Annotated in this window: 21 protein-coding genes; 14 read left to right on the top strand and 7 right to left on the bottom strand. The window is 58.3% G+C overall.

All coding sequences use genetic code 11. The features are described 5' to 3' along the window. Positions 1–84: 84 nt before the first annotated feature. Positions 85–432, top strand: a complete 348-nt coding sequence (locus ACOTZC_RS15695) for a YidH family protein (RefSeq protein ID WP_023309821.1) — start codon at positions 85–87, stop codon at positions 430–432. Next, positions 422–769 (top strand): DUF202 domain-containing protein, encoded by a 348-nt coding sequence (locus ACOTZC_RS15690; RefSeq protein WP_023309822.1) that lies wholly within the window; start codon positions 422–424, stop codon positions 767–769. The genes ACOTZC_RS15695 and ACOTZC_RS15690 overlap by 11 nt, the downstream gene beginning before the upstream one ends. An 82-nt stretch (positions 770–851) precedes the next feature. On the opposite strand, the gene dsdA is transcribed toward ACOTZC_RS15690, so the two are convergent. Then, positions 852–2,138 carry a D-serine ammonia-lyase gene (dsdA, locus tag ACOTZC_RS15685; protein WP_421635867.1) on the bottom strand — a complete coding sequence of 429 codons (1,287 nt, stop codon included), beginning with the start codon at positions 2,136–2,138 and terminating at the stop codon, positions 852–854. A 17-nt stretch (positions 2,139–2,155) separates the two neighbouring features. After that, entirely contained in the window at positions 2,156–3,493 is a 1,338-nt protein-coding gene (gene dsdX / locus ACOTZC_RS15680; protein ID WP_126303953.1) for a D-serine transporter DsdX, read from the bottom strand. Positions 3,494–3,697: 204 nt separating this feature from the next. On the opposite strand from dsdX, the gene dsdC reads away from it, so the two are divergent. After that, positions 3,698–4,624 (top strand): DNA-binding transcriptional regulator DsdC, encoded by a 927-nt coding sequence (dsdC, locus tag ACOTZC_RS15675; protein WP_126303951.1) that lies wholly within the window; start codon positions 3,698–3,700, stop codon positions 4,622–4,624. An 84-nt stretch (positions 4,625–4,708) separates the two neighbouring features. Then, positions 4,709–5,797 carry a cellulase family glycosylhydrolase gene (locus ACOTZC_RS15670; RefSeq protein WP_023309826.1) on the top strand — a complete coding sequence of 363 codons (1,089 nt, stop codon included), beginning with the start codon at positions 4,709–4,711 and terminating at the stop codon, positions 5,795–5,797. On the opposite strand, the gene emrD is transcribed toward ACOTZC_RS15670, so the two are convergent. The 5 genes from emrD to ACOTZC_RS15645 all read right to left on the bottom strand — a co-directional run bounded on the left by emrD (position 5,700) and on the right by ACOTZC_RS15645 (position 8,967). Then, positions 5,700–6,884, bottom strand: a complete 1,185-nt coding sequence (gene emrD, locus ACOTZC_RS15665; RefSeq protein WP_126303949.1) for a multidrug efflux MFS transporter EmrD — start codon at positions 6,882–6,884, stop codon at positions 5,700–5,702. The genes ACOTZC_RS15670 and emrD overlap by 98 nt on opposite strands. Positions 6,885–7,059: 175 nt before the next feature. Beyond that, positions 7,060–7,893: an EamA family transporter gene (locus tag ACOTZC_RS15660; RefSeq protein ID WP_023309828.1), complete on the bottom strand. Its 834-nt coding sequence runs from the start codon at positions 7,891–7,893 to the stop codon at positions 7,060–7,062. A gap of 62 nt (positions 7,894–7,955) precedes the next feature. Further along, positions 7,956–8,402 (bottom strand): GNAT family N-acetyltransferase, encoded by a 447-nt coding sequence (locus tag ACOTZC_RS15655; RefSeq protein WP_023309829.1) that lies wholly within the window; start codon positions 8,400–8,402, stop codon positions 7,956–7,958. Between the two features lie 64 nt (positions 8,403–8,466). Next, positions 8,467–8,556: a type I toxin-antitoxin system toxin TisB gene (gene tisB, locus ACOTZC_RS15650; protein WP_023309830.1), complete on the bottom strand. Its 90-nt coding sequence runs from the start codon at positions 8,554–8,556 to the stop codon at positions 8,467–8,469. A gap of 102 nt (positions 8,557–8,658) precedes the next feature. Next, positions 8,659–8,967: a hypothetical protein gene (locus ACOTZC_RS15645; protein ID WP_164554888.1), complete on the bottom strand. Its 309-nt coding sequence runs from the start codon at positions 8,965–8,967 to the stop codon at positions 8,659–8,661. 309 nt (positions 8,968–9,276) lie between these two features. On the opposite strand from ACOTZC_RS15645, the gene ACOTZC_RS15640 reads away from it, so the two are divergent. The 10 genes from ACOTZC_RS15640 (at position 9,277) to ACOTZC_RS15595 (ending at position 18,537) form a co-directional block, all read left to right on the top strand. Beyond that, the gene (locus ACOTZC_RS15640) at positions 9,277–9,990 is read left to right on the top strand and encodes a hypothetical protein (RefSeq protein ID WP_126303947.1); all 714 of its coding nucleotides are present in this window, start codon (positions 9,277–9,279) and stop codon (positions 9,988–9,990) included. A 195-nt stretch (positions 9,991–10,185) separates the two neighbouring features. Then, entirely contained in the window at positions 10,186–10,665 is a 480-nt protein-coding gene (locus ACOTZC_RS15635; protein WP_126303945.1) for an Hcp family type VI secretion system effector, read from the top strand. 107 nt (positions 10,666–10,772) lie between these two features. Then, positions 10,773–10,871, top strand: coding sequence for an ilvB operon leader peptide IvbL (gene ivbL, locus ACOTZC_RS15630; protein ID WP_057979964.1), 99 nt, complete (start codon positions 10,773–10,775; stop codon positions 10,869–10,871). A gap of 106 nt (positions 10,872–10,977) precedes the next feature. Next, positions 10,978–12,666, top strand: a complete 1,689-nt coding sequence (gene ilvB / locus ACOTZC_RS15625) for an acetolactate synthase large subunit (RefSeq protein WP_045354668.1) — start codon at positions 10,978–10,980, stop codon at positions 12,664–12,666. 3 nt (positions 12,667–12,669) lie between these two features. Next, positions 12,670–12,957, top strand: coding sequence for an acetolactate synthase small subunit (gene ilvN, locus ACOTZC_RS15620; protein ID WP_033144334.1), 288 nt, complete (start codon positions 12,670–12,672; stop codon positions 12,955–12,957). Between the two features lie 77 nt (positions 12,958–13,034). Then, a complete protein-coding gene (gene uhpA / locus ACOTZC_RS15615) occupies positions 13,035–13,628 on the top strand; it encodes a transcriptional regulator UhpA (protein ID WP_047173150.1) in 594 nt (197 codons plus the stop codon). Continuing rightward, positions 13,625–15,130 carry a signal transduction histidine-protein kinase/phosphatase UhpB gene (gene uhpB, locus ACOTZC_RS15610; protein ID WP_333033293.1) on the top strand — a complete coding sequence of 502 codons (1,506 nt, stop codon included), beginning with the start codon at positions 13,625–13,627 and terminating at the stop codon, positions 15,128–15,130. Before uhpA ends, uhpB begins: the two co-directional genes overlap by 4 nt. Next, complete coding sequence (locus ACOTZC_RS15605) at positions 15,123–16,442, top strand: MFS transporter (protein WP_239631625.1); 1,320 nt, start codon at positions 15,123–15,125, stop codon at positions 16,440–16,442. Before uhpB ends, ACOTZC_RS15605 begins: the two co-directional genes overlap by 8 nt. 140 nt (positions 16,443–16,582) lie before the next feature. After that, positions 16,583–17,974: a hexose-6-phosphate:phosphate antiporter gene (gene uhpT, locus ACOTZC_RS15600; RefSeq protein WP_023309834.1), complete on the top strand. Its 1,392-nt coding sequence runs from the start codon at positions 16,583–16,585 to the stop codon at positions 17,972–17,974. A gap of 110 nt (positions 17,975–18,084) precedes the next feature. Further along, entirely contained in the window at positions 18,085–18,537 is a 453-nt protein-coding gene (locus ACOTZC_RS15595) for a DUF1198 domain-containing protein (protein ID WP_213751760.1), read from the top strand. Positions 18,538–18,551: the final 14 nt, after the last annotated feature.

Below are 18,551 nucleotides of genomic sequence, written 5' to 3'. Positions count from 1 at the left end.
ACCGGCATCGCCCGATGCCGGTCTCCTTGTCCTTGTCGATTTACGCTATGCTGAAGCCTGCCTGGAGCACGACAAGGAACCCTCATGAAAATTTCCCGCCTCGGCGAAGCGCCGGACTACCGCTTCTCTCTGGCTAATGAACGCACTTTTTTAGCGTGGATCCGCACCGCGCTGGGCTTTCTTGCCGCAGGGGTGGGTCTCGATCAGCTCGCGCCCGATTTCGCCACGCCGCTGATTCGCGAAGTGCTGGCGCTGCTGCTGTGCCTGTTTGCGGGCGTGCTGGCGATTTACGGCTACCTGCGCTGGCTGCGCAATGAGAAGGCGATGCGTCTGAAGCAGGATCTGCCCTATACGCGCGGGCTGCTGATTATCAGCACGATTCTGCTGACGGTGGCGGGCGTGGTGATGGTGCTGGTGTTCTATGGCGGATAGCCGCAAAGCGCGGCGCGAAGCGGACCCCGGCCTGCAGCCGGAGCGGACGTCGCTCGCCTGGCTGCGCACGCTGCTGGGGTATGGCGCGCTGATTGCCCTGGCGATCAAGCACAACTGGCACCGCACAGGGGTGCCATTCTGGATTTCCATTATTGTGCTGGCGCTGGTGGCCATTATTTTATGGCGCTATACCCGCAGCCGTAACCTGATGGACGTGGCGCAGAACGATTTTGTACAGCCGAAGGCGGTGCGGGATAAGTTCCTGATCGCGCTCGCTGTTCTCTCGCTGTCGCTGCTGTTTGCGGTAACTCATATTCAGCAAATTTTGAGCCTGTAAGCCCGGTGGCGGCTACGCTTTACCGGGCCTGCAACTGCCGCGAACCGTAGGCCGGGTAAGGCGCAGCCGCCACCCGGCATAATTACTTCCCTTTCGCCAGATACTTCGCCATCTCGTCTTCCGGCACCATCCCGCCGCCGGTCGCCCAAACCAGGTGGGTAACGTTGGTATGCGAATGAACGCGCACTGGACCGGCCATCCCCGCCAGCGCCGACGGCTCCAGGCGAATGCCCTCCTCCTGCGCCAGCCAGCCGAGCATGTCGTACATGCTCTGATCGGAGAGCGTATAGAACCCGTCGAGCAGGCGCTCCATCGCGCGGCCCACGAAGCCGGAGGCGCGCCCTACCGCCAGACCGTCCGCCGCCGTCACGTTATCAATGCCCAGATCCTGCACCGCGATCTCATCGTGCAGGCCGGTGTAGACGCCGAGCAGCATGCACGGGGAGTGCGTTGGCTCCGCGAAGAAGCAGTGGACGTTATCGCCAAAGGCCAGCTTCAGGCCAAACGCCACGCCGCCAGGGCCGCCGCCAACGCCGCACGGCAGGTAGACGTACAGGGGATGATCGGCATCCACCACGCGGCCCTGTTCGGCAAACTGCGCCTTTAGCCGCTCGCCTGCAACGGCGTAGCCCAGGAAAAGGGTGCGGGAGTTTTCATCGTCAATGAAGAAACAGTTCGGATCGCTTTCCGCCGCTTTTCGTCCCTGCTCCACCGCCACGCCGTAATCCTGCTCATATTCCACGACGATGACGCCGTGGCTGCGCAGTTTGGCTTTCTTCCATTCGCGGGCGTCGGCAGACATATGCACCGTCACCTTAAAGCCGATGCGGGCGCTCATAATGCCGATGGACATCCCAAGGTTGCCGGTTGAGCCTACCGCAATGCTGTACTGGCTGAAGAAGTCCTTAAAGCGCGGTTCCAGCAGAACCCTGTAGTCGTCTTCAACGCTCAGCAACCCGGCTTCCAGCGCCAGTTTTTCCGCATGGGTCAGCACCTCATAGATGCCGCCGCGCGCTTTGATCGAGCCGGAGATCGGCAGATGGCTGTCTTTTTTCAGCAGCAGCGTGCCGGGAATAGACTTCGCAGATTCTTTCTCCAGCCGCTTTTGCATCGCCGGGATGGCAACCAGTTCGGATTCGATAATCCCGCCCGTTGCCGCCGTTTCCGGGAAGGCTTTCGCCAGGTACGGCGCGAAGCGGTTGAGGCGCGCGTGCGCGTCGTCCACGTCGGCTTTGGTCAGCCCGACGTACGGCAACCCTTCTGCAAGCGTCGTGGTGCGCGGGTTAAGCCAGGTGGTTTCTTTCAGAGCAATCAGATCCTCAACCAGAGGAAACTGTGCGGTTAAAGTAGTGATAGTTGCGTTTTCCATAATACGTCTCTTCGCGCTCAGATAATGAAGGAAAGCAGGAATGTGCCGCCAAGTGCAAGCACCGAGGCGATAAACGTCGCCGTCGTATAGTATTTGAAGGTCTCGTTCAGGGTAGCGCCGCAGTATTGCTTCACCAGCCAGAAGAGAGAATCGGTCACGATCGTGCAGCCAATGGCACCGGAACCGATGGCAATGGTGATGATCTCCGGGCTCACGTTCGGGTAGAGCGGCAGCATCGGCGCGACTATCGCCGTGGCGCCCATCATCGCCACCGTCGCGGAGCCGACGGCGGCATGCAGCACCAGCGCCACCAGCCAGGCGAGCAGGATAGGGTGCATGTGCAGGTTCGAGAGAATATGCGCCAGCGAGTCCGCCAGTCCGCTGGTTTTCAGGATGGCGTTAAACGCGCCGCCCGCGCCGATAATCAGCAAAATGTTGGCGATAGAGCCGAAGCCGTGCTCGGTATGCGTCAGCATCGTGCCCATGCCCATATGCTGGCGTATCCCCAGCAGGTAGTAGGCGACAAACACGGCGATAAACATCGCGGTGATCGGGTTGCCGATAAACTCCAGCAGCGTATACAGCGTGCCTTCTTTCGCCATATTCAGCTCGGCGATGGTTTTCACCAGCATCAGGGCAATCGGCAGCAGCACCGTGAACAGCGTGGCGCCCAGCGACGGCAGGGTGTGCTCTTCCCGCACCTTCATGTCTGAAAATTCCGCCGGAACCGGTTTAAACGGCAGCCGGTTGCCGAGCAGTTTCAGGAACAGCGGGCCGCCGACCAGCGAGGCCATCAGGCCCACCATCAAACCGTAGACAATGACCGTTCCGACGTCCGCGCCTAATTTATTGGTCACAAACAGCGCGGCCGGATGCGGCGGCACTACGCAATGCACCGCCATCAGCGCGGTACAGAGCGGAATGGCCAGCTTGAGCAGAGACGTATTGGTCTTTTTGGCGATGGAAAACGCCAGCGGGATCAGCAATACCACGCCCACTTCCACGAATAGCGTGATCCCGCAGATAAGGCCCACCAGCACCATAATCACGTCCGCCGACAGCCAGCGGCAGCGCTGCAGTGCGATCCCGATGCGTTCGGCCGCGCCGGAGACTTCCATCATCTTGCCGAGAATGGTGCCCAGACCAATCACCGCCGCCAGGAAGCCCAGCGTACCGCCAATTCCGCTCTCGATGGCGTTCACCATATCCAGCGGGCTCATCCCCATCATCGCGCCGACGAAAAAGCTCGCCAGCAGCAGCGCGAGGAACGGGTGAAACTTCAGTTTTACGATGGTTAAAACAATCAACACAATGCTGACCAGCAGCGTTGCCACAACCCAGACCTGAGATCCCATATCTCACCTCACCCTTATGTCATCTGTGGGTATTGGACGAAAAAACGGCGTGGGCTGACAAACGATATAAATTGGCGTTCAGGTGAGCCAGATTGGATCAACTGAGTGACTGCGCTCTAAAAAGCGCACTTAATTCGTATTAGGTTCACATAAATTCACCCTTGAGCGGTATGCTGAGCGCAGAAAACCCACGTGAGAATTGTGATGACCGATGCGAATGAAGCCAGAAACCGCCTGTTAAACGGCTGGCAGCTGTCGAAAATGTATACCTTTGAAGTGGCCGCCCGGCATGAGTCCTTCGCCCTGGCGGCGGAGGAGCTGTCGCTCAGCCCCAGCGCGGTGAGCCACCGCATCAACCTGCTGGAAGAGGAGCTGGGCATTCAGCTGTTTGTCCGCTCGCACCGTAAAGTTGAGCTGACGCAGGAGGGAAAGCGCGTTTACTGGACGCTGAAATCATCCCTCGATACCCTGAATCAGGAGATCCTGGATATCAAAAACCAGGCGCTGTCCGGCACGCTGACGGTCTACTCCCGGCCGTCGATCGCCCAGTGCTGGCTGGTGCCCATGCTGGGGGACTTTACCCGCCGCTATCCGTCGATTTCACTCACCGTCCTGACCGGCAATGATTACGTCAATATGCAGCGAACGGGCGTCGATCTGGCGCTCTATTTCGACGATACGCCGCCAAACCATCTCTCTCATCACTTCCTGATGGACGAGGAGATTTTGCCCGTCTGCTCACCGCAGTATGCCCGCGAGCATGAACTGCTGAAAAACCCCGATAACCTCAGCCACTGCACGCTACTGCACGACCGTCAGGCCTGGAGCAACGATTCCGGGACGGATGAGTGGCTGAGCTGGGCGCAACACTTTGCGGTGAATATGCCGCCATCGTCGGGCATTGGTTTCGATCGTTCCGATTTAGCGATTATTGCGGCCATCAACCACGTCGGCGTCGCGATGGGCAGAAAGCGGCTGGTGCAGAAACGGCTTGAACGGGGCGAGCTTATCGCCCCGTTTGGTGAAAAGACCCTGAGATGCCATCAGCACTACTATATCTCGACCCTTTCCGGTCGTCAGTGGCCGAAAATAGACGCCTTTATCGGCTGGCTGAGAGAACTGGCAGGTTGAAGAATTATTACGCTTTCGCTCTACACGAAATGTGAAAAAGCGTGCTAAATACAGGTAATGCTTTCGATTTATCCAGGGTAAACCGTGTTAAAGCCTTTTATTGCCTGTGCATTACTGATCTCTTCCGGCTGGGCGATTGCCGCTGAGCCGCCGCTGACGGCTGCCCGTTATGCGCAGCAGCTGGGCGTCGGGATGGATGTGGACTGGGCGCGCACCGAGCGCGGCATACGCGAATTCGACCCGCTGGTGGTACGCGATTTTCGTGCAAAAGGCATTACCCACGTGCGCATTCGCGTCGCCGATGAGCCGACGGAAGCGCGGCTAATTCACCTGCGCAAGCTGGTAGAAGCCTGCGAGCAGTATGGCGTGATCCCGATTATCGCTTATCAGGCTGATGAATATAAAAACGACCCGAAAGCCGATAACGAGAAAGAGACGATCAACTGGTGGATTGCCGTGGCGCACTATTTCGGTCAGAGCTATCCGCTGCTGGGTTTTGATCTCATCTATGAGCCGGCCGACAAGCTTAACCACAACCTCGCGTCGCTAAACCGCGTGTATGAAAAAACCATTAAAGCGATCCACGACATGGACCCGCAGCGCATGATCTTTGTTGCGCCACGCCTGCGCGCCGCGCCGGAGGATTTATCCAGCCTGAAGCTGCCCGCGCACAGTCAAAACTACCTGCTGGCGGAGTGGCATATTTTCCCGTGGGGGCCGCTGAAAAATAGCGGTAAATACCCGTGGACGTCCGGCACGGCGGCGGAGAAAGCGGCTATCCATAATCGCATCAATACCGCGCTGCGCTGGCAGCAAAAAACCGGGCACGTTAGCTGGGTCGGGGGCTGGGGCGTGGGAGAGTCAAACCACCTCACGCCAACCGCTTCGCAAATGGCGTTCTCCACCTTTATGGCCTGCGAGCTGCAAAAGGCGAAAATCCCGTATGCGCTGAACGCGGATTTCCAGTTTTACGATGGGGAAGAGGGGGCCTGGCGGCCCGCGCCGGAGCCGTTGTTGCAGGCGATGATTGCGCCCGTCTGTGAAAAGCCCGGCGAGAAGCCGGGCCATCATGCGGTTAAACCGGCTGCTCGTGATGCGGAACACGCGACGCCAGCGGCAGCCAGCACAGTAAAATCAGCAGCCCCATCAGCGTCATCAGCAGGCCCAAACTAGCCTGCCCGGTCTGCGGCATCATCGCCGAGAGCCAGGCCAGCGCGCCGGAGCCGATATTCTGCAAACCGCCCACCAGCGCGCCAGCCGTGCCTGCGAGGAACGGGAACGGCTCCATCGCGCCGCTGGTCGCCAGCGGGAACAGCATCCCCGCGCCGAAGAAGAACAGCGCTGCCGGGATGAGCAGCGTCCAGACCGTCATCACGCCAAATAGCCCCGGTATCCACATCATCAGGCCCGCCAGCAGACAGCTGATCACCGACTGCCACATCAGGGTGGAGAAGCGTTTGTTCGGGCGTCCGGCAAACCACGCGCCGAAGAACGCCGCCGGGATCGGCAGAATAAACAGAATACTCACGACCATGCTGTTCAGGCCCAGACCCGCGCCCAGCAGCACGCCGGAACAGGCTTCAAACACCGCAATGCCCGCCAGGCCGCCGATCAGCATCAGCAGGTAGCAGGTAAACGACCCGTTGCCAAACAGCGTTTTATAGCTGGTGATGAGCTTCGTGCGCGGCGCGTCCTGCGGGCGCGTTTCCGGCATCCAGCGCGCCATGCTGAAGGTGACAATCACGCACAGCACCAGCAGGAAGGCGTAGCAGGCGCGCCAGGACCACATCGTGTCCAGCAGGCCGCCAATCAGCGGGGCGAGAAGCGGGCTGACCAGAATTCCCATATTCAACAAGCTGTTGGCATGACGGAGCTGGGTGCCCTGATACATATCGCGCGGTAAGGTTCGCGCCATCACCCCACCGACGCCGGTCCCGACGCCCTGCAGGGCACTGGCGGCAATCAATACGGTCAGGCTGTGCGTGGTAATGGCAATCACCGTCGCCACCATGAAAATGCTCATGCCCACCAGGATCACCGGGCGACGCCCGACGCGGTCAGACAGCGGGCCGTAAAAGAGCTGCGAAACGCCATAGGTCAGCAGGTAGGCTGCCATCACGCTCTGCACCGCGCCCTCGCGGACGTTCAATTCCTTTGCCATGTCGGCAATCGCCGGAATGTAGATGGTTTGCGCCATCTGACCGACGGCCACCAGTAACACCAGCATCAACAATAAGTTAACGTTCCTTTGTTTTTTCATGTCGCTGAATACTTTTGCCAAAAGAGAAAAATGAAGAATAAGTGACTGCGCATTCCCATAAATGCGCGAGGAATCTACCACAGAGAGATGACAATTTAAGCATTGTCGTGGTGAATGAAAAAACCGGGAAAGGCAGGATTTGTAAACAAGATCGGCAACTAATGTTGCCAGTGATTTACGCCATGCGCAGCAGAATAGCGCCGCCGGCAATACCCAGCGCCGCCGCGATACGCAGGCCCGCAACCTTCTCTTTTAAAAGGACAAACGCGATCAGTGCCCCAAAGAGTATGGAGGTTTCACGCAGCGCCGCGACCACCGCCAGCGGCGCCTGCGTCATTGCCCAAAGCGCCAGACCGTAAGATCCCATGGTTCCCACTCCGCCGAGCAGCCCCTTTTTCCAGTGCAGGCGCAGGTAGCTGGACGCCTCGCGCCGACGCGCCACCATTGCCCAACTCAACAGGCAGAAGCCGTTCATAAAGAAGGTCCACAGCGTATAGCCCAGCGCGGTGTTCGACAGACGCACGCCGGTGCCATCCACCAGCGTATACCCGGCAATAAAGCAGGCGTTCAGCAGCGCCAGCCCGATCCCTTTGCGTGACCGTATGCGGCCATGCATCGCCATCGCCAGAATTGACAGGCAAATTACTCCGATACCGGACCAGGCGAGCCACGAGAGACGATCGCCGAGCGCCAGCACGCCGATCAGCGCCACCAGCAGCGGGGCGGTGCCGCGCATCAGCGGATAGGTCTGGCTCATATCGGAGACCTGATAGGTTTTCGCTACCAGCACGGTGTACACAACCTGTAAGGCGCAGGAGACGATCAAAAACGGCCAGCTTGCAGCAGATGGCTGTGGGGAAAACGGCAGTAAGACCAGAGCGATAACCGTGGCGGATCCGCTGACGCTTATGGCGGAATAGAGCTTGTCCGTTCCGGCCTTAACGATGGCGTTCCAGCTGGCATGCAGCAGCGCGGCGAAGAGCAAAATGCAAAAAACGGTGATGGTCATAGCGTATCGGGTGGTGAATTGTCACTCAACTGTAACATTCACACCCTGATGCTGCCAGCCGGCTACACGGCACAAAAAAGGCGGTGCGTCACCCGCGGCTCGTCCGAGACCAGCGTAAAACCCGCCTGGCGATAGAAGCCGTACGCGCTCTCCGGTGCGTGGGTATTCAGGAAATCAAACCAGATGCTGGCATCGGCCATCACCACGGTTAAAAGCTGTTTGCCAATGCCCAGCCCGCGGCACTTCTCGCTGACATAGAGATGGCGAATACGTCCGGCGCGCGGCTGCTGACTGAACGGATCGCGGTTGAGGCCGCACACGCCGACCAGCCTGCCGTTGAGAAACGCGCCCAGCAGCTTTTCACCCGGCGCGTTAAAGCGGTTCTCACCACGCTGCCAGTTATCTTCCAGCCTGCGCAGCATGTTGAAATTCAATGCGATACTTTCAGCCTTCAGGGCGATATACCCCGGCTCATCTGGTGTGACGGGCTCAATTAACAGACGCGACATAGCATTCCCTCGTTATTAAAGAGGGGCGGTTGCCCGCCCCTCTCAGGTGCGACTTGAACCTGAATTACCGAAGGAATTTCAGGACAGCATCAAGTAGTTGCAGTACAGCAACAATGAGTTTGAGGATAAGTATCACCATATCCACTACGCTCATACGCGTCTCCTTTTGGTTAAAAGGAGCACGATGCTGGCGTACCTTTCCGCCGCCTGTTGCCAGCACCTGGATTGACGTAACACAGTGTGCTCACTTCAGGGGTTAAGGCACTGACGGCACCACCCGTTTCAGCCAGGACTTCTTTGCGCCGGTAAAACTGCGGCCCCCTCGCTCACTGTGAACACCCTCAGTATAGATAAATACTGTATGCATGAACAGTGTTTTTTGGACAAAATCAGGAAGGCGATCCATACTCAAAAGCGTCAAAATCCGTGCCGGAATTGCGCGTTCGTCTTCGATCGCGTATACTTTTTGCGTTGACGTAACACAGTGTGTTCTGCGGCGACCAACCGCAAAACCCTGATAAAAACCTCGCTCCGGCGGGGTTTTTTGTTTTCTGGTCTGCCTCATAAAAAACTGCTCGATGAGCGAGGGTTCTGCTGCTTGGCTTCGAAGTGGGCTAGCCAGGATCGTTTAAACCACTCTATTTAATGGAGAGGTATTAGATTCATTTTATAAGATAACACCACTTAATGTGTAAACTAATATAACTTACTAATACCTCTCAAGTAATTTAATTACTTCGCGTATAACAATAATAAATAAAAGTGAGCCAACTTATTTTTTACGTGAATGTTTAGTTGAAATAATTTCACTTGTTTGAAACTCAGCGCTTTCCAGGGTATATTTTCAGAGCCGCAAATATTGTATGGATACATTATGCAAGCATCTGATTATTTAAAGATGAAGTTCCAGAGTGACAGGCAGTTGGCTATTTATGGACAGCAAGGCGTTGCAGGGACATGGAGAGCATTAAAGGGGATCGGTTCTGATATTTACTCAGGAATGGAGCGTGTGAGTTGGTACTCATCATGCGTAATCCCGAGCTATCACGATGTGTGTGATGAGCTTCTCTCAGAAGAAAAGAGAATGTACCTCTCAATTCTCTCGCTTTACCGTTATCGCGATGTAATAGCACGCATGCTATACCTTTATTTTGAACGTGTTATTACCGATTCTGAAAATGGAAATGAACAAAATCTCGTTCGTAAGATGGATTCAAAATTCACCGGACTTGTTAAAAACATACCAACAAACAAGGCCATGCGTTTAGCGATAGCATTGGGGCTGGCCAAATCCCTTTCCGAATCAGGCCTGCTCTCTGAAATCGTCGTCGAACGGCTTGCACGCCGCGTACCTAACGTTGTCATGGCGCTTCAATTGATTGGAACAGACCAGAAGTGCGCTCTTGCTACCCGTCGCCTGAAAACACTGGACCCTCAGTATTACGCCACCCTCTATGCCGCACAACTGGAGATGCTTTACTACTTTATTGAGCCTTTCCTGTCCGAGCTCATTAAGAAAGTACAAATGGGATTCTATAAGGATTTCGATGCAATTTATGACGACTTAAAGGACAAGAGGCATGTTTAAGAGTCTGCTATCAATTCTGTTTTCGGATGTTTTATTCCCCGTTTATATTTTTGCGTGCGCCTCTTTGTTCCTTTGGTTGGTGCCTGACCACTGGGTATTACTAACATTCATTTCTATTGTTGTGTTTATTATTGTGCATCCGATAATTTTCGGCCGCTTTGATAAGTACGATTGAATTTATAAAAAGGATTTTTTATGTCAAACCCAGCTTATTTGTTTCTAACAGATGAAAATGGTTCTCCCATGGTTGGACCTTGCCTTGTGTCAGGACGTGAAGGTGCAATTGAACTCAAATCGTTCACTCATAATGTTAACATTCCAGTCAACGGGAATACCGGGAAATTGACGGGGACGCGCATACACATGCCCGTTATGTTTCAGAAGGAATTTGATCGTGTAACCCCGGTTTTATTTCGGGCGCTGAGTACAGGAAGAACGCTCCAGTCAGCCACCATTAAGATGTACCAGATTAATGAGGCGGGTTTAGAACAGGAGTATTTTAATATCCTCCTGGAGAATGTGAAAATAACCTCAATCACACCAGACCTGTATCCCGGCGCAAACACCGGAACACACCTTGAAACGGTTCTCATACGCTACGAGAAAATCACCTGGAAGCATTGCGACGGCAATGTCATCTACAGCGATTCCTGGAATGAGCCAGCAACCTACTGAAACGTGATCCCTGACGCATTTTTGCGCAGATGAAAATATTTCCATTGTCACGCCCGAAAACCTGTGTTTGTATAAATTCCATCAATGATTCCAAACACAGGTCCCCAATGACTTCATCCATCTTCACTTCGACCCTACTAAAAACTGCGCAACCAGCCGCAGTGGTCGTCGTGCGTGTGGTGGTGGTCGTCGGCAATGCGCCGTAGGGACTGGATCAACACACGAATCCAAAACCCCGCCGGCGCAAACCGGGCGGGGTTTTTCGTTTAGGACCCTCCCCGGAACGTCGGCCCAGAAGAAAAGGACTGGAGCATGGCAAGTTCGGGCACAACATCCACCAAGACGCGTTTTACTGGCGCGCAGCTGATCGTTCATCTGCTGGAACGGCAGGGCATCACCACGGTTGCGGGCATCCCGGGTGGCACGGTGCTGCCGCTGTACGATGCGTTAAGCCAAAGCACGCAGATCCGCCACGTGCTGGCGCGCCACGAGCAGGGGGCAGGCTTTATTGCTCAGGGCATGGCGCGTACGCAGGGCAAACCGGCGGTCTGTATGGCCTGCAGCGGCCCGGGCGCAACCAACCTGGTCACCGCCATCGCCGACGCGCGTCTCGACTCCATTCCGCTGATCTGCATTACCGGCCAGGTACCGTCCTCAATGATCGGCACCGATGCGTTCCAGGAAGTGGACACCTACGGCATCTCTATCCCCATCACCAAACATAACTATTTAGTTCGCGACATCAGCGAGCTTCCTCAGGTTATTAGCGATGCGTTCCGCATTGCGCAGTCCGGCCGCCCGGGCCCGGTGTGGATAGACATTCCTAAGGATGTCCAGACCGCAGAGATCGAGATAGACGTCCTGCCGGAGCCGGGCGAGCGTGCCCCCGCGCCGGAATTCAGCGCTGAGAGCGTGCGCGACGCCGCCGCTATGATTAACGCCGCCAAACGCCCGGTGCTCTATCTGGGCGGTGGGGCCATCAACGCTGCGGATGAAATCCGCCAGTTTGCGGAAAAAGCCAACCTGCCGACCACCATGACCCTGATGGCGCTGGGCATGCTGCCTAAAGCGCACCCGCTCTCTCTCGGCATGCTGGGCATGCACGGCGCGCGCAGCACCAACTACATCCTGCAAGAGGCGGATTTGCTGATTGTTATGGGCGCACGTTTTGATGACCGGGCGATTGGCAAAACCGAGCAGTTCTGTCCGAACGCCAAAATCATTCACGTGGATATCGACCGCGCCGAGCTGGGTAAAATCAAGCAGCCGCACGTGGCGATTCAGGGCGACGTGGCCGAGGTGCTGGCGCAGCTGATCCCGCAGACGGACGCAGCCGAGCGCGCCGACTGGCGTAAGCTGGTGGCCGATCTGCAGCGCGAGTTCCCGGGCGCCATCCCAACCGAAGGCGATCCGCTGAGCCACTACGGTCTTATCAACGCCGTTGCCGCCTGCGTGGACGACAGCGCGATTATCACCACCGACGTGGGACAGCACCAGATGTGGACCGCGCAGGCCTACCCGCTGAACCGTCCTCGCCAGTGGCTGACCTCCGGCGGTCTGGGAACCATGGGCTTCGGTCTGCCTGCAGCAGTTGGTGCGGCGCTGGCGAATCCGGACCGCAAGGTCATCTGCTTCTCCGGCGACGGCAGCCTGATGATGAACATTCAGGAAATGGCCACCGCGGCCGAAAACCAGTTAGACGTGAAAATCATCCTGATGAACAACGAGGCGCTGGGGCTGGTGCACCAGCAGCAGAGCCTGTTCTACAAGCAGGGCGTGTTTGCCGCGACCTATCCGGGGATGATTAACTTTATGCAGATTGCCGCCGGTTTCGGCCTGCACACCTGCGATCTGAACGCCGAAGAGGATGCCCACGCGGCGCTGCAGGACGCGATTTCTCGCCCCGGCCCGGCGCTGATCCACGTGCGTATCGACCCTGAGCAAAAAGTGTATCCGATGGTGCCGCCGGGAGCGGCAAATACTGAGATGGTGGGAGAATAAGCCATGCAGAAACAACATGATAACGTCATTCTGGAACTCACCGTCCGCAACCACCCTGGCGTCATGACCCACGTCTGCGGGCTTTTTGCCCGCCGTGCGTTTAACGTGGAAGGCATTCTCTGTCTGCCGATTCAGGGCAGCGAGCACAGCCGCATCTGGCTACTGGTCAACGACGACCAGCGTCTTGAGCAGATGATGGCGCAGATCGACAAGCTGGAAGACGTCACCAGAGTGGCGCGCAACCAGTCCGATCCCACCATGTTTAACAAAATTGCGGTGTTTTTCGAATAAATCGCTCATTGCTTGAACACCCGCGCGCTTATCGTTAAGGTAGGCGCGTTTTTTTATCCGCCCGCCAGGAATGCGCCATGACCACCATCGCCCTTATCGACGACCACCTTATCGTCCGCTCCGGATTTGCCCAGCTTCTGAACCTCGAACCGGATTTTCAGGTCGTGGCCGAGTTTGGCTCCGGTCGCGAGGCGCTGGCGGGCCTGCCGGGGCGCGGGGTGAAGGTTTGTATTTGCGACATCTCGATGCCGGATCTCTCCGGGCTGGAGCTGTTAAGCCAGCTGCCGAAAGGGATGGCGACCATTATGCTCTCGGTCCACGACAGCCCGGCGCTGGTCGAGCAGGCGCTCAACGCGGGCGCGCGCGGGTTCCTCTCCAAACGCTGTAGCCCCGACGAACTGATCGCCGCCGTGCGTACGGTCTCCACCGGCGGCTGCTATTTAACGCCGGATATTGCCATCAAGCTGGCGGCCGGGCGCCAGGATCCGCTTACCCGACGCGAGCGTCAGGTGGCAGAGAAGCTTGCCCAGGGCATGTCGGTAAAAGAGATTGCCGCCGAGCTGGATCTGTCCCCGAAAACCGTGCACGTTCATCGCGCCAACCTGATGGAAAAACTCAACGTCAGCAACGACGTCGAGCTGGCGCGCCGCATGTTCGACAGCTGGCAATGAGTCCCGTCTTTTCGCGGCTGATCGCCGTCGCCGCCAGCTTTTTTATCTTCTCCGCCGCCTGGTTCTGCCTGTGGAGCATCAGCCTGCACCTGGTAGAACGCCCGGAGCTGGCTGTACTGCTCTTTCCCTTCGGCCTGCGTCTGGGCTTAATGCTCCAGTGCCCGCGCGGCTACTGGCCCGTTTTGCTCGGTGCTGAATGGCTGATGCTGGTCTGGCTGTCGCAGGAAGTTGCCCTCGCGCATCTTCCCTTATTGATGACCGGAAGCCTGCTCACGCTTCTCCCGGTTGCCCTCATCTCCCGCTACCGCCACCAGCGCGACTGGCGCACGCTGCTGCGTCAGGGGGCGGCGCTGATTGCCGCCGCGCTGCTGCAGTCCCTGCCGTGGGCGGGCGATAAGGAGATGCTTAACGCGCTGCTGCTGACCCTGACCGGCGGCCTGACCCTGGCCCCGACCTGTCTTGTCATCTGGCATTACCTCACCAGCACCGTCTGGCAGCCGCTCGGCCCGGCGCTGGTATCGCAACCGGTGAACTGGCGCGCCCGGCACCTCATCTGGTATCTGCTGCTGTTTGTGGTGAGCCTGTGGCTACAGCTTGGCCTGCCCGCCGAGCTTTCGCGCTTTACGCCGTTTTGCCTGGCGCTGCCGATCATCGCCCTGGCCTGGCACTACGGCTGGCAGGGGGCGCTGATCGCCACGCTGATGAACGCCATCGCGCTGATTGCCAGCCAGACCTGGCACGATCATCCTGTGGATTTACTGCTTTCCCTGCTGGCCCAGAGCCTGACCGGGCTGCTGCTCGGCGCGGGCATTCAGCGCCTGCGCGAGCTGAACCAGTCCCTGCAGACCGAGCTGGCGCGCAACCGGCGTCTGGCGGAGCGCCTGCTGGAGACGGAAGAGAGCGTGCGGCAGGAGGTCGCCCGCGAGCTGCACGACGATATCGGCCAGACCATCACCGCCATCCGCACCCAGGCGGGCATCGTCCAGCGTCTGGCAGCGGAAAACGCCGGGGTGAAGCAGGGCGGGGCCCATATCGAACAGCTTTCGCTGGGGGTCTATGACTCCGTTCGCCGCCTGCTGGGACGGCTGCGTCCGCGCCAGCTTGATGACCTGACGCTGGAGCAGGCGGTACGCTCCCTGATGCGCGAGATGGAGCTGGAAAGCCGCGGGATAGTCAGCCATCTCGACTGGCGCATCAATGAAGTTACCCTGAGCGAAGGTCAGCGCGTGACGCTGTTCCGCGTCTGTCAGGAAGGGCTGAACAATATCGTCAAGCACGCCAGCGCCAGCGCGGTCACGATCCAGGGCTGGCAGAATGACGACAGCCTGAAGCTGATAATTGAAGACGATGGCTGCGGCCTGCCGCCGGGCTCCGGCCAGCAGGGTTTTGGCCTGGCGGGCATGCGGGAGCGCGTCAAGGCGCTGGGCGGCACGCTGAACCTCTCCTGCACCCACGGGACGCGCGTCAGCGTCAGCCTGCCGCTACGGAGTTACCATGTTTAAAACCCCTGCCAGCGCCGCGCCGATTGGCAATAAAGCGGAAATCGACGCCCGCTACCGCTACTGGCGTCGCCATATCCTGATGGCCATCTGGCTCGGCTACGCGCTGTTCTACTTCACCCGCAAAAGCTTCAACGCCGCCGCGCCGGAAATCCTCGCCAGCGGCGTGATGACGCGCACCGATATCGGCCTGCTGGCGACGCTGTTTTACATCACCTACGGCCTGTCGAAGTTCTTCTCCGGCATCGTCAGCGACCGCTCCAACGCGCGCTATTTTATGGGCATTGGGCTGATCGCCACCGGCGTGGTCAACATTCTGTTTGGCTTCTCCACCTCGCTGTGGGCCTTCGCCCTGCTGTGGGCGCTGAACGCCTTTTTCCAGGGCTGGGGCGCGCCGGTCTGCGCCCGCCTGCTCACCGCCTGGTATTCGCGCAACGAGCGTGGCGGCTGGTGGGCAATCTGGAACACCGCGCATAACGTCGGCGGGGCGCTGATCCCGATGGTGGTAGGTGCGGCGGCGCTGCACTACGGCTGGCGCGCGGGGATGATGATTGCCGGTGGCCTCGCGATTGTCGCCGGGCTGTTTCTCTGCTGGCGCCTGCGCGACCGGCCGCAAACCGTCGGCCTGCCTGCGGTGGGCGACTGGCGGCACGACGAAATGGAGATTGCCCAGCAGCAGGAAGGCGCGGGGCTGACCCGCAGGGAGATCCTCACCAAATACGTGCTAAAAAACCCGTACATCTGGCTACTCTCGCTCTGCTACGTGCTGGTCTACGTGGTGCGCGCGGCGATCAACGACTGGGGCAACCTGTACATGTCCGAGACGCTCGGGGTGGATCTGGTGACCGCCAACTCGGCGGTGACGATGTTCGAACTGGGCGGGTTTATCGGCGCGCTGGTGGCGGGCTGGGGCTCGGACAAGCTGTTCAACGGCAACCGTGGCCCGATGAACCTGATTTTCGCCGCCGGGATTTTGCTCTCCGTCGGCTCGCTGTGGCTGATGCCGTTCGCCAGCTACGTGATGCAGGCGGCGTGCTTCTTCACCACCGGCTTCTTCGTGTTTGGCCCGCAGATGCTGATCGGCATGGCGGCGGCGGAGTGTTCCCACAAAGAGGCGGCAGGCGCGGCGACGGGCTTTGTCGGGCTGTTTGCCTACCTCGGCGCATCGCTCTCCGGCTGGCCGCTGGCGCGGGTGATCGACGTCTGGCACTGGAGCGGTTTCTTCGCGGTGATCGCCATCGCGGCGGGGATCTCCGCGCTGCTGCTGCTTCCCTTCCTGCACGCGCAGGCGCCGCGCGAGGTGAGCGAAGCGTGATGCGTCTCACCTTTTCACCCCGAATGGCGTAAAACTAAGAAATTTTCCCGGTTTTACCTGGACGCTGTCTCAGGCATCTCTCCCGGCTGATTTTTACAATGCCTGCCATTCGCAGGTAAAAATCAGCTCAGGAGCAAACCATGCTGGCCTTCCTCAACCAGGTGCGCAAGCCGACCCTGGATCTGCCGCTCGACGTGCGGCGCAAGATGTGGTTCAAACCGTTCATGCAGTCCTATCTGGTGGTCTTCATCGGCTACCTGACCATGTACCTGATCCGCAAAAACTTTAACATCGCGCAGAACGACATGATCTCAACCTACGGGCTGAGCATGACGCAGCTGGGAATGATTGGCCTGGGCTTCTCCATCACCTACGGCGTGGGTAAAACCGTCGTTTCCTACTACGCGGACGGCAAAAACACCAAGCAGTTCCTGCCGTTTATGCTGATCCTCTCCGCCATCTGTATGCTCGGCTTCAGCGCCAGCATGGGCGCAGGGTCTGTCAGCCTGTTCCTTATGATCGCCTTCTACGCCCTGAGCGGTTTCTTCCAGAGTACCGGCGGGTCGTGCAGCTACTCCACCATTACCAAATGGACCCCGCGCCGCAAGCGTGGTTCCTACCTCGGCATGTGGAACATCTCCCACAACCTCGGCGGGGCGGGTGCGGCTGGCGTGGCGCTGTTTGGCGCAAACTACCTGTTCGACGGCCACGTGATCGGCATGTTTATCTTCCCGTCGATTATCGCCCTGATTGTCGGCTTTATCGGCCTGCGCTACGGCAGCGACTCCCCGGAATCTTACGGCCTCGGCAAAGCCGAAGAGCTGTTCGGCGAGGAGATCAGCGAAGAGGACAAAGAGACTGAAGAGAACGAGATGTCCAAATGGCAGATCTTTGTTGAGTACGTGCTGAAAAACAAGGTGATCTGGCTGCTGTGCTTCTCGAACATCTTCCTGTACGTGGTGCGTATCGGCATCGACCAGTGGTCGACCGTGTATGCCTTCCAGGAGCTGAAGCTCTCTAAAGAAGTGGCGATTCAGGGCTTCACTCTGTTCGAAGTGGGCGCCCTGGTCGGCACGCTGCTGTGGGGCTGGCTTTCGGATCTTGCCAACGGCCGTCGCGCGCTGGTGGCCTGCGTCGCACTGGCGCTGATTATCGCCACGCTCGGCGTCTACCAGCACGCCAGCAACCAGTACGTTTACCTGGCGTCCCTGTTCGCGCTCGGCTTCCTGGTGTTTGGTCCACAGCTGCTGATCGGCGTGGCGGCAGTCGGCTTCGTCCCGAAAAAAGCGATCGGCGCCGCCGATGGGATTAAAGGCACCTTCGCCTACCTGATCGGCGACAGCTTCGCCAAGCTGGGCCTGGGGATGATCGCCGACGGCACGCCGATTTTCGGCCTCACCGGCTGGGCGGGCACCTTCGCGGCGCTGGATGCGGCGGCCATCGGCTGTATCGTCCTGATGGCGATGGTTGCGGTGCTGGAAGAACGTAAGATCCGCCGTGAGAATCGTGCGCAGAAATTAAAAACAGCCTGAGTGTGCAGGTAACTTCTTTGCCCGGTGTGTGATGCCGGGCTTTTTTATGCCTGTCGCTGTCGACGTCCTGCGTTTCCCGCTATGATGAGCGGCTATTCTAAGGAGAACGCATGGTCTGGATAATGCTGGCAACGCTTGCCGTGGTGTTTGTGGTGGGATTTCGCGTCCTGACCTCGGACTCCCGCCGCGCCATCAAACGTTTAAGCGAGCGTCTGGGGATCACCCCGATGCCTGTTGAGTCGATGATCGATCAGTTCGGCAAAATGCCGGGCAATGAGTTTATCCGCTACCTTGAGCGCCCGGACGAGGCGCATCTGCAAAACGCCGCGCAGGTGCTGCTGATCTGGCAGGTCTGCATTGTCGACGGCAGCGAAGAGAACCTGCACGCCTGGCACCGTATGCTGCGTAAAGCCCGCCTGGCCGCGCCGATCACCGATGCGCAAATTCGTCTGGCGCTCGGTTTTATGCGCGAGATGGAGCCCGATCCGCAGGAGCTTAACGCCTTCCAGCTGCGCTATAACCAGCTCTTTCTGCCGGAAGAGGGCGTGTTTTACCTGCACTGATCCCCTCTAAAAAT

The sequence above is a fragment of the Enterobacter cloacae complex sp. SHL009 genome (assembly GCF_049237205.1).
Classification (GTDB): Bacteria; Pseudomonadota; Gammaproteobacteria; order Enterobacterales; family Enterobacteriaceae; genus Enterobacter; species Enterobacter cloacae_M.
Note: the sequence above shows the minus strand (reverse complement) of the source record. Positions and strands in the feature narration are given on the sequence as shown.

What these genes read in the sequence shown, in the direction of transcription:
- ACOTZC_RS15660 (WP_023309828.1), bottom strand. Translation starts at nt 7,893, where the DNA reads ATGACCATCACCGTTTTTTGCATTTTGCTCTTCGCCGCGCTGCTGCAT.
- dsdA (WP_421635867.1), bottom strand. Translation starts at nt 2,138, where the DNA reads ATGGAAAACGCAACTATCACTACTTTAACCGCACAGTTTCCTCTGGTT.
- ACOTZC_RS15695 (WP_023309821.1), top strand. Translation starts at nt 85, where the DNA reads ATGAAAATTTCCCGCCTCGGCGAAGCGCCGGACTACCGCTTCTCTCTG.
- ACOTZC_RS15595 (WP_213751760.1), top strand. Translation starts at nt 18,085, where the DNA reads ATGGTCTGGATAATGCTGGCAACGCTTGCCGTGGTGTTTGTGGTGGGA.
- uhpA (WP_047173150.1), top strand. Translation starts at nt 13,035, where the DNA reads ATGACCACCATCGCCCTTATCGACGACCACCTTATCGTCCGCTCCGGA.
- tisB (WP_023309830.1), bottom strand. Translation starts at nt 8,556, where the DNA reads ATGAGCGTAGTGGATATGGTGATACTTATCCTCAAACTCATTGTTGCT.
- ACOTZC_RS15605 (WP_239631625.1), top strand. Translation starts at nt 15,123, where the DNA reads ATGTTTAAAACCCCTGCCAGCGCCGCGCCGATTGGCAATAAAGCGGAA.
- ACOTZC_RS15640 (WP_126303947.1), top strand. Translation starts at nt 9,277, where the DNA reads ATGCAAGCATCTGATTATTTAAAGATGAAGTTCCAGAGTGACAGGCAG.
- ilvB (WP_045354668.1), top strand. Translation starts at nt 10,978, where the DNA reads ATGGCAAGTTCGGGCACAACATCCACCAAGACGCGTTTTACTGGCGCG.
- uhpB (WP_333033293.1), top strand. Translation starts at nt 13,625, where the DNA reads ATGAGTCCCGTCTTTTCGCGGCTGATCGCCGTCGCCGCCAGCTTTTTT.
- ivbL (WP_057979964.1), top strand. Translation starts at nt 10,773, where the DNA reads ATGACTTCATCCATCTTCACTTCGACCCTACTAAAAACTGCGCAACCA.
- ilvN (WP_033144334.1), top strand. Translation starts at nt 12,670, where the DNA reads ATGCAGAAACAACATGATAACGTCATTCTGGAACTCACCGTCCGCAAC.
- dsdC (WP_126303951.1), top strand. Translation starts at nt 3,698, where the DNA reads ATGACCGATGCGAATGAAGCCAGAAACCGCCTGTTAAACGGCTGGCAG.
- emrD (WP_126303949.1), bottom strand. Translation starts at nt 6,884, where the DNA reads ATGAAAAAACAAAGGAACGTTAACTTATTGTTGATGCTGGTGTTACTG.
- ACOTZC_RS15690 (WP_023309822.1), top strand. Translation starts at nt 422, where the DNA reads ATGGCGGATAGCCGCAAAGCGCGGCGCGAAGCGGACCCCGGCCTGCAG.
- ACOTZC_RS15645 (WP_164554888.1), bottom strand. Translation starts at nt 8,967, where the DNA reads ATGAGGCAGACCAGAAAACAAAAAACCCCGCCGGAGCGAGGTTTTTAT.
- ACOTZC_RS15655 (WP_023309829.1), bottom strand. Translation starts at nt 8,402, where the DNA reads ATGTCGCGTCTGTTAATTGAGCCCGTCACACCAGATGAGCCGGGGTAT.
- ACOTZC_RS15635 (WP_126303945.1), top strand. Translation starts at nt 10,186, where the DNA reads ATGTCAAACCCAGCTTATTTGTTTCTAACAGATGAAAATGGTTCTCCC.
- uhpT (WP_023309834.1), top strand. Translation starts at nt 16,583, where the DNA reads ATGCTGGCCTTCCTCAACCAGGTGCGCAAGCCGACCCTGGATCTGCCG.
- dsdX (WP_126303953.1), bottom strand. Translation starts at nt 3,493, where the DNA reads ATGGGATCTCAGGTCTGGGTTGTGGCAACGCTGCTGGTCAGCATTGTG.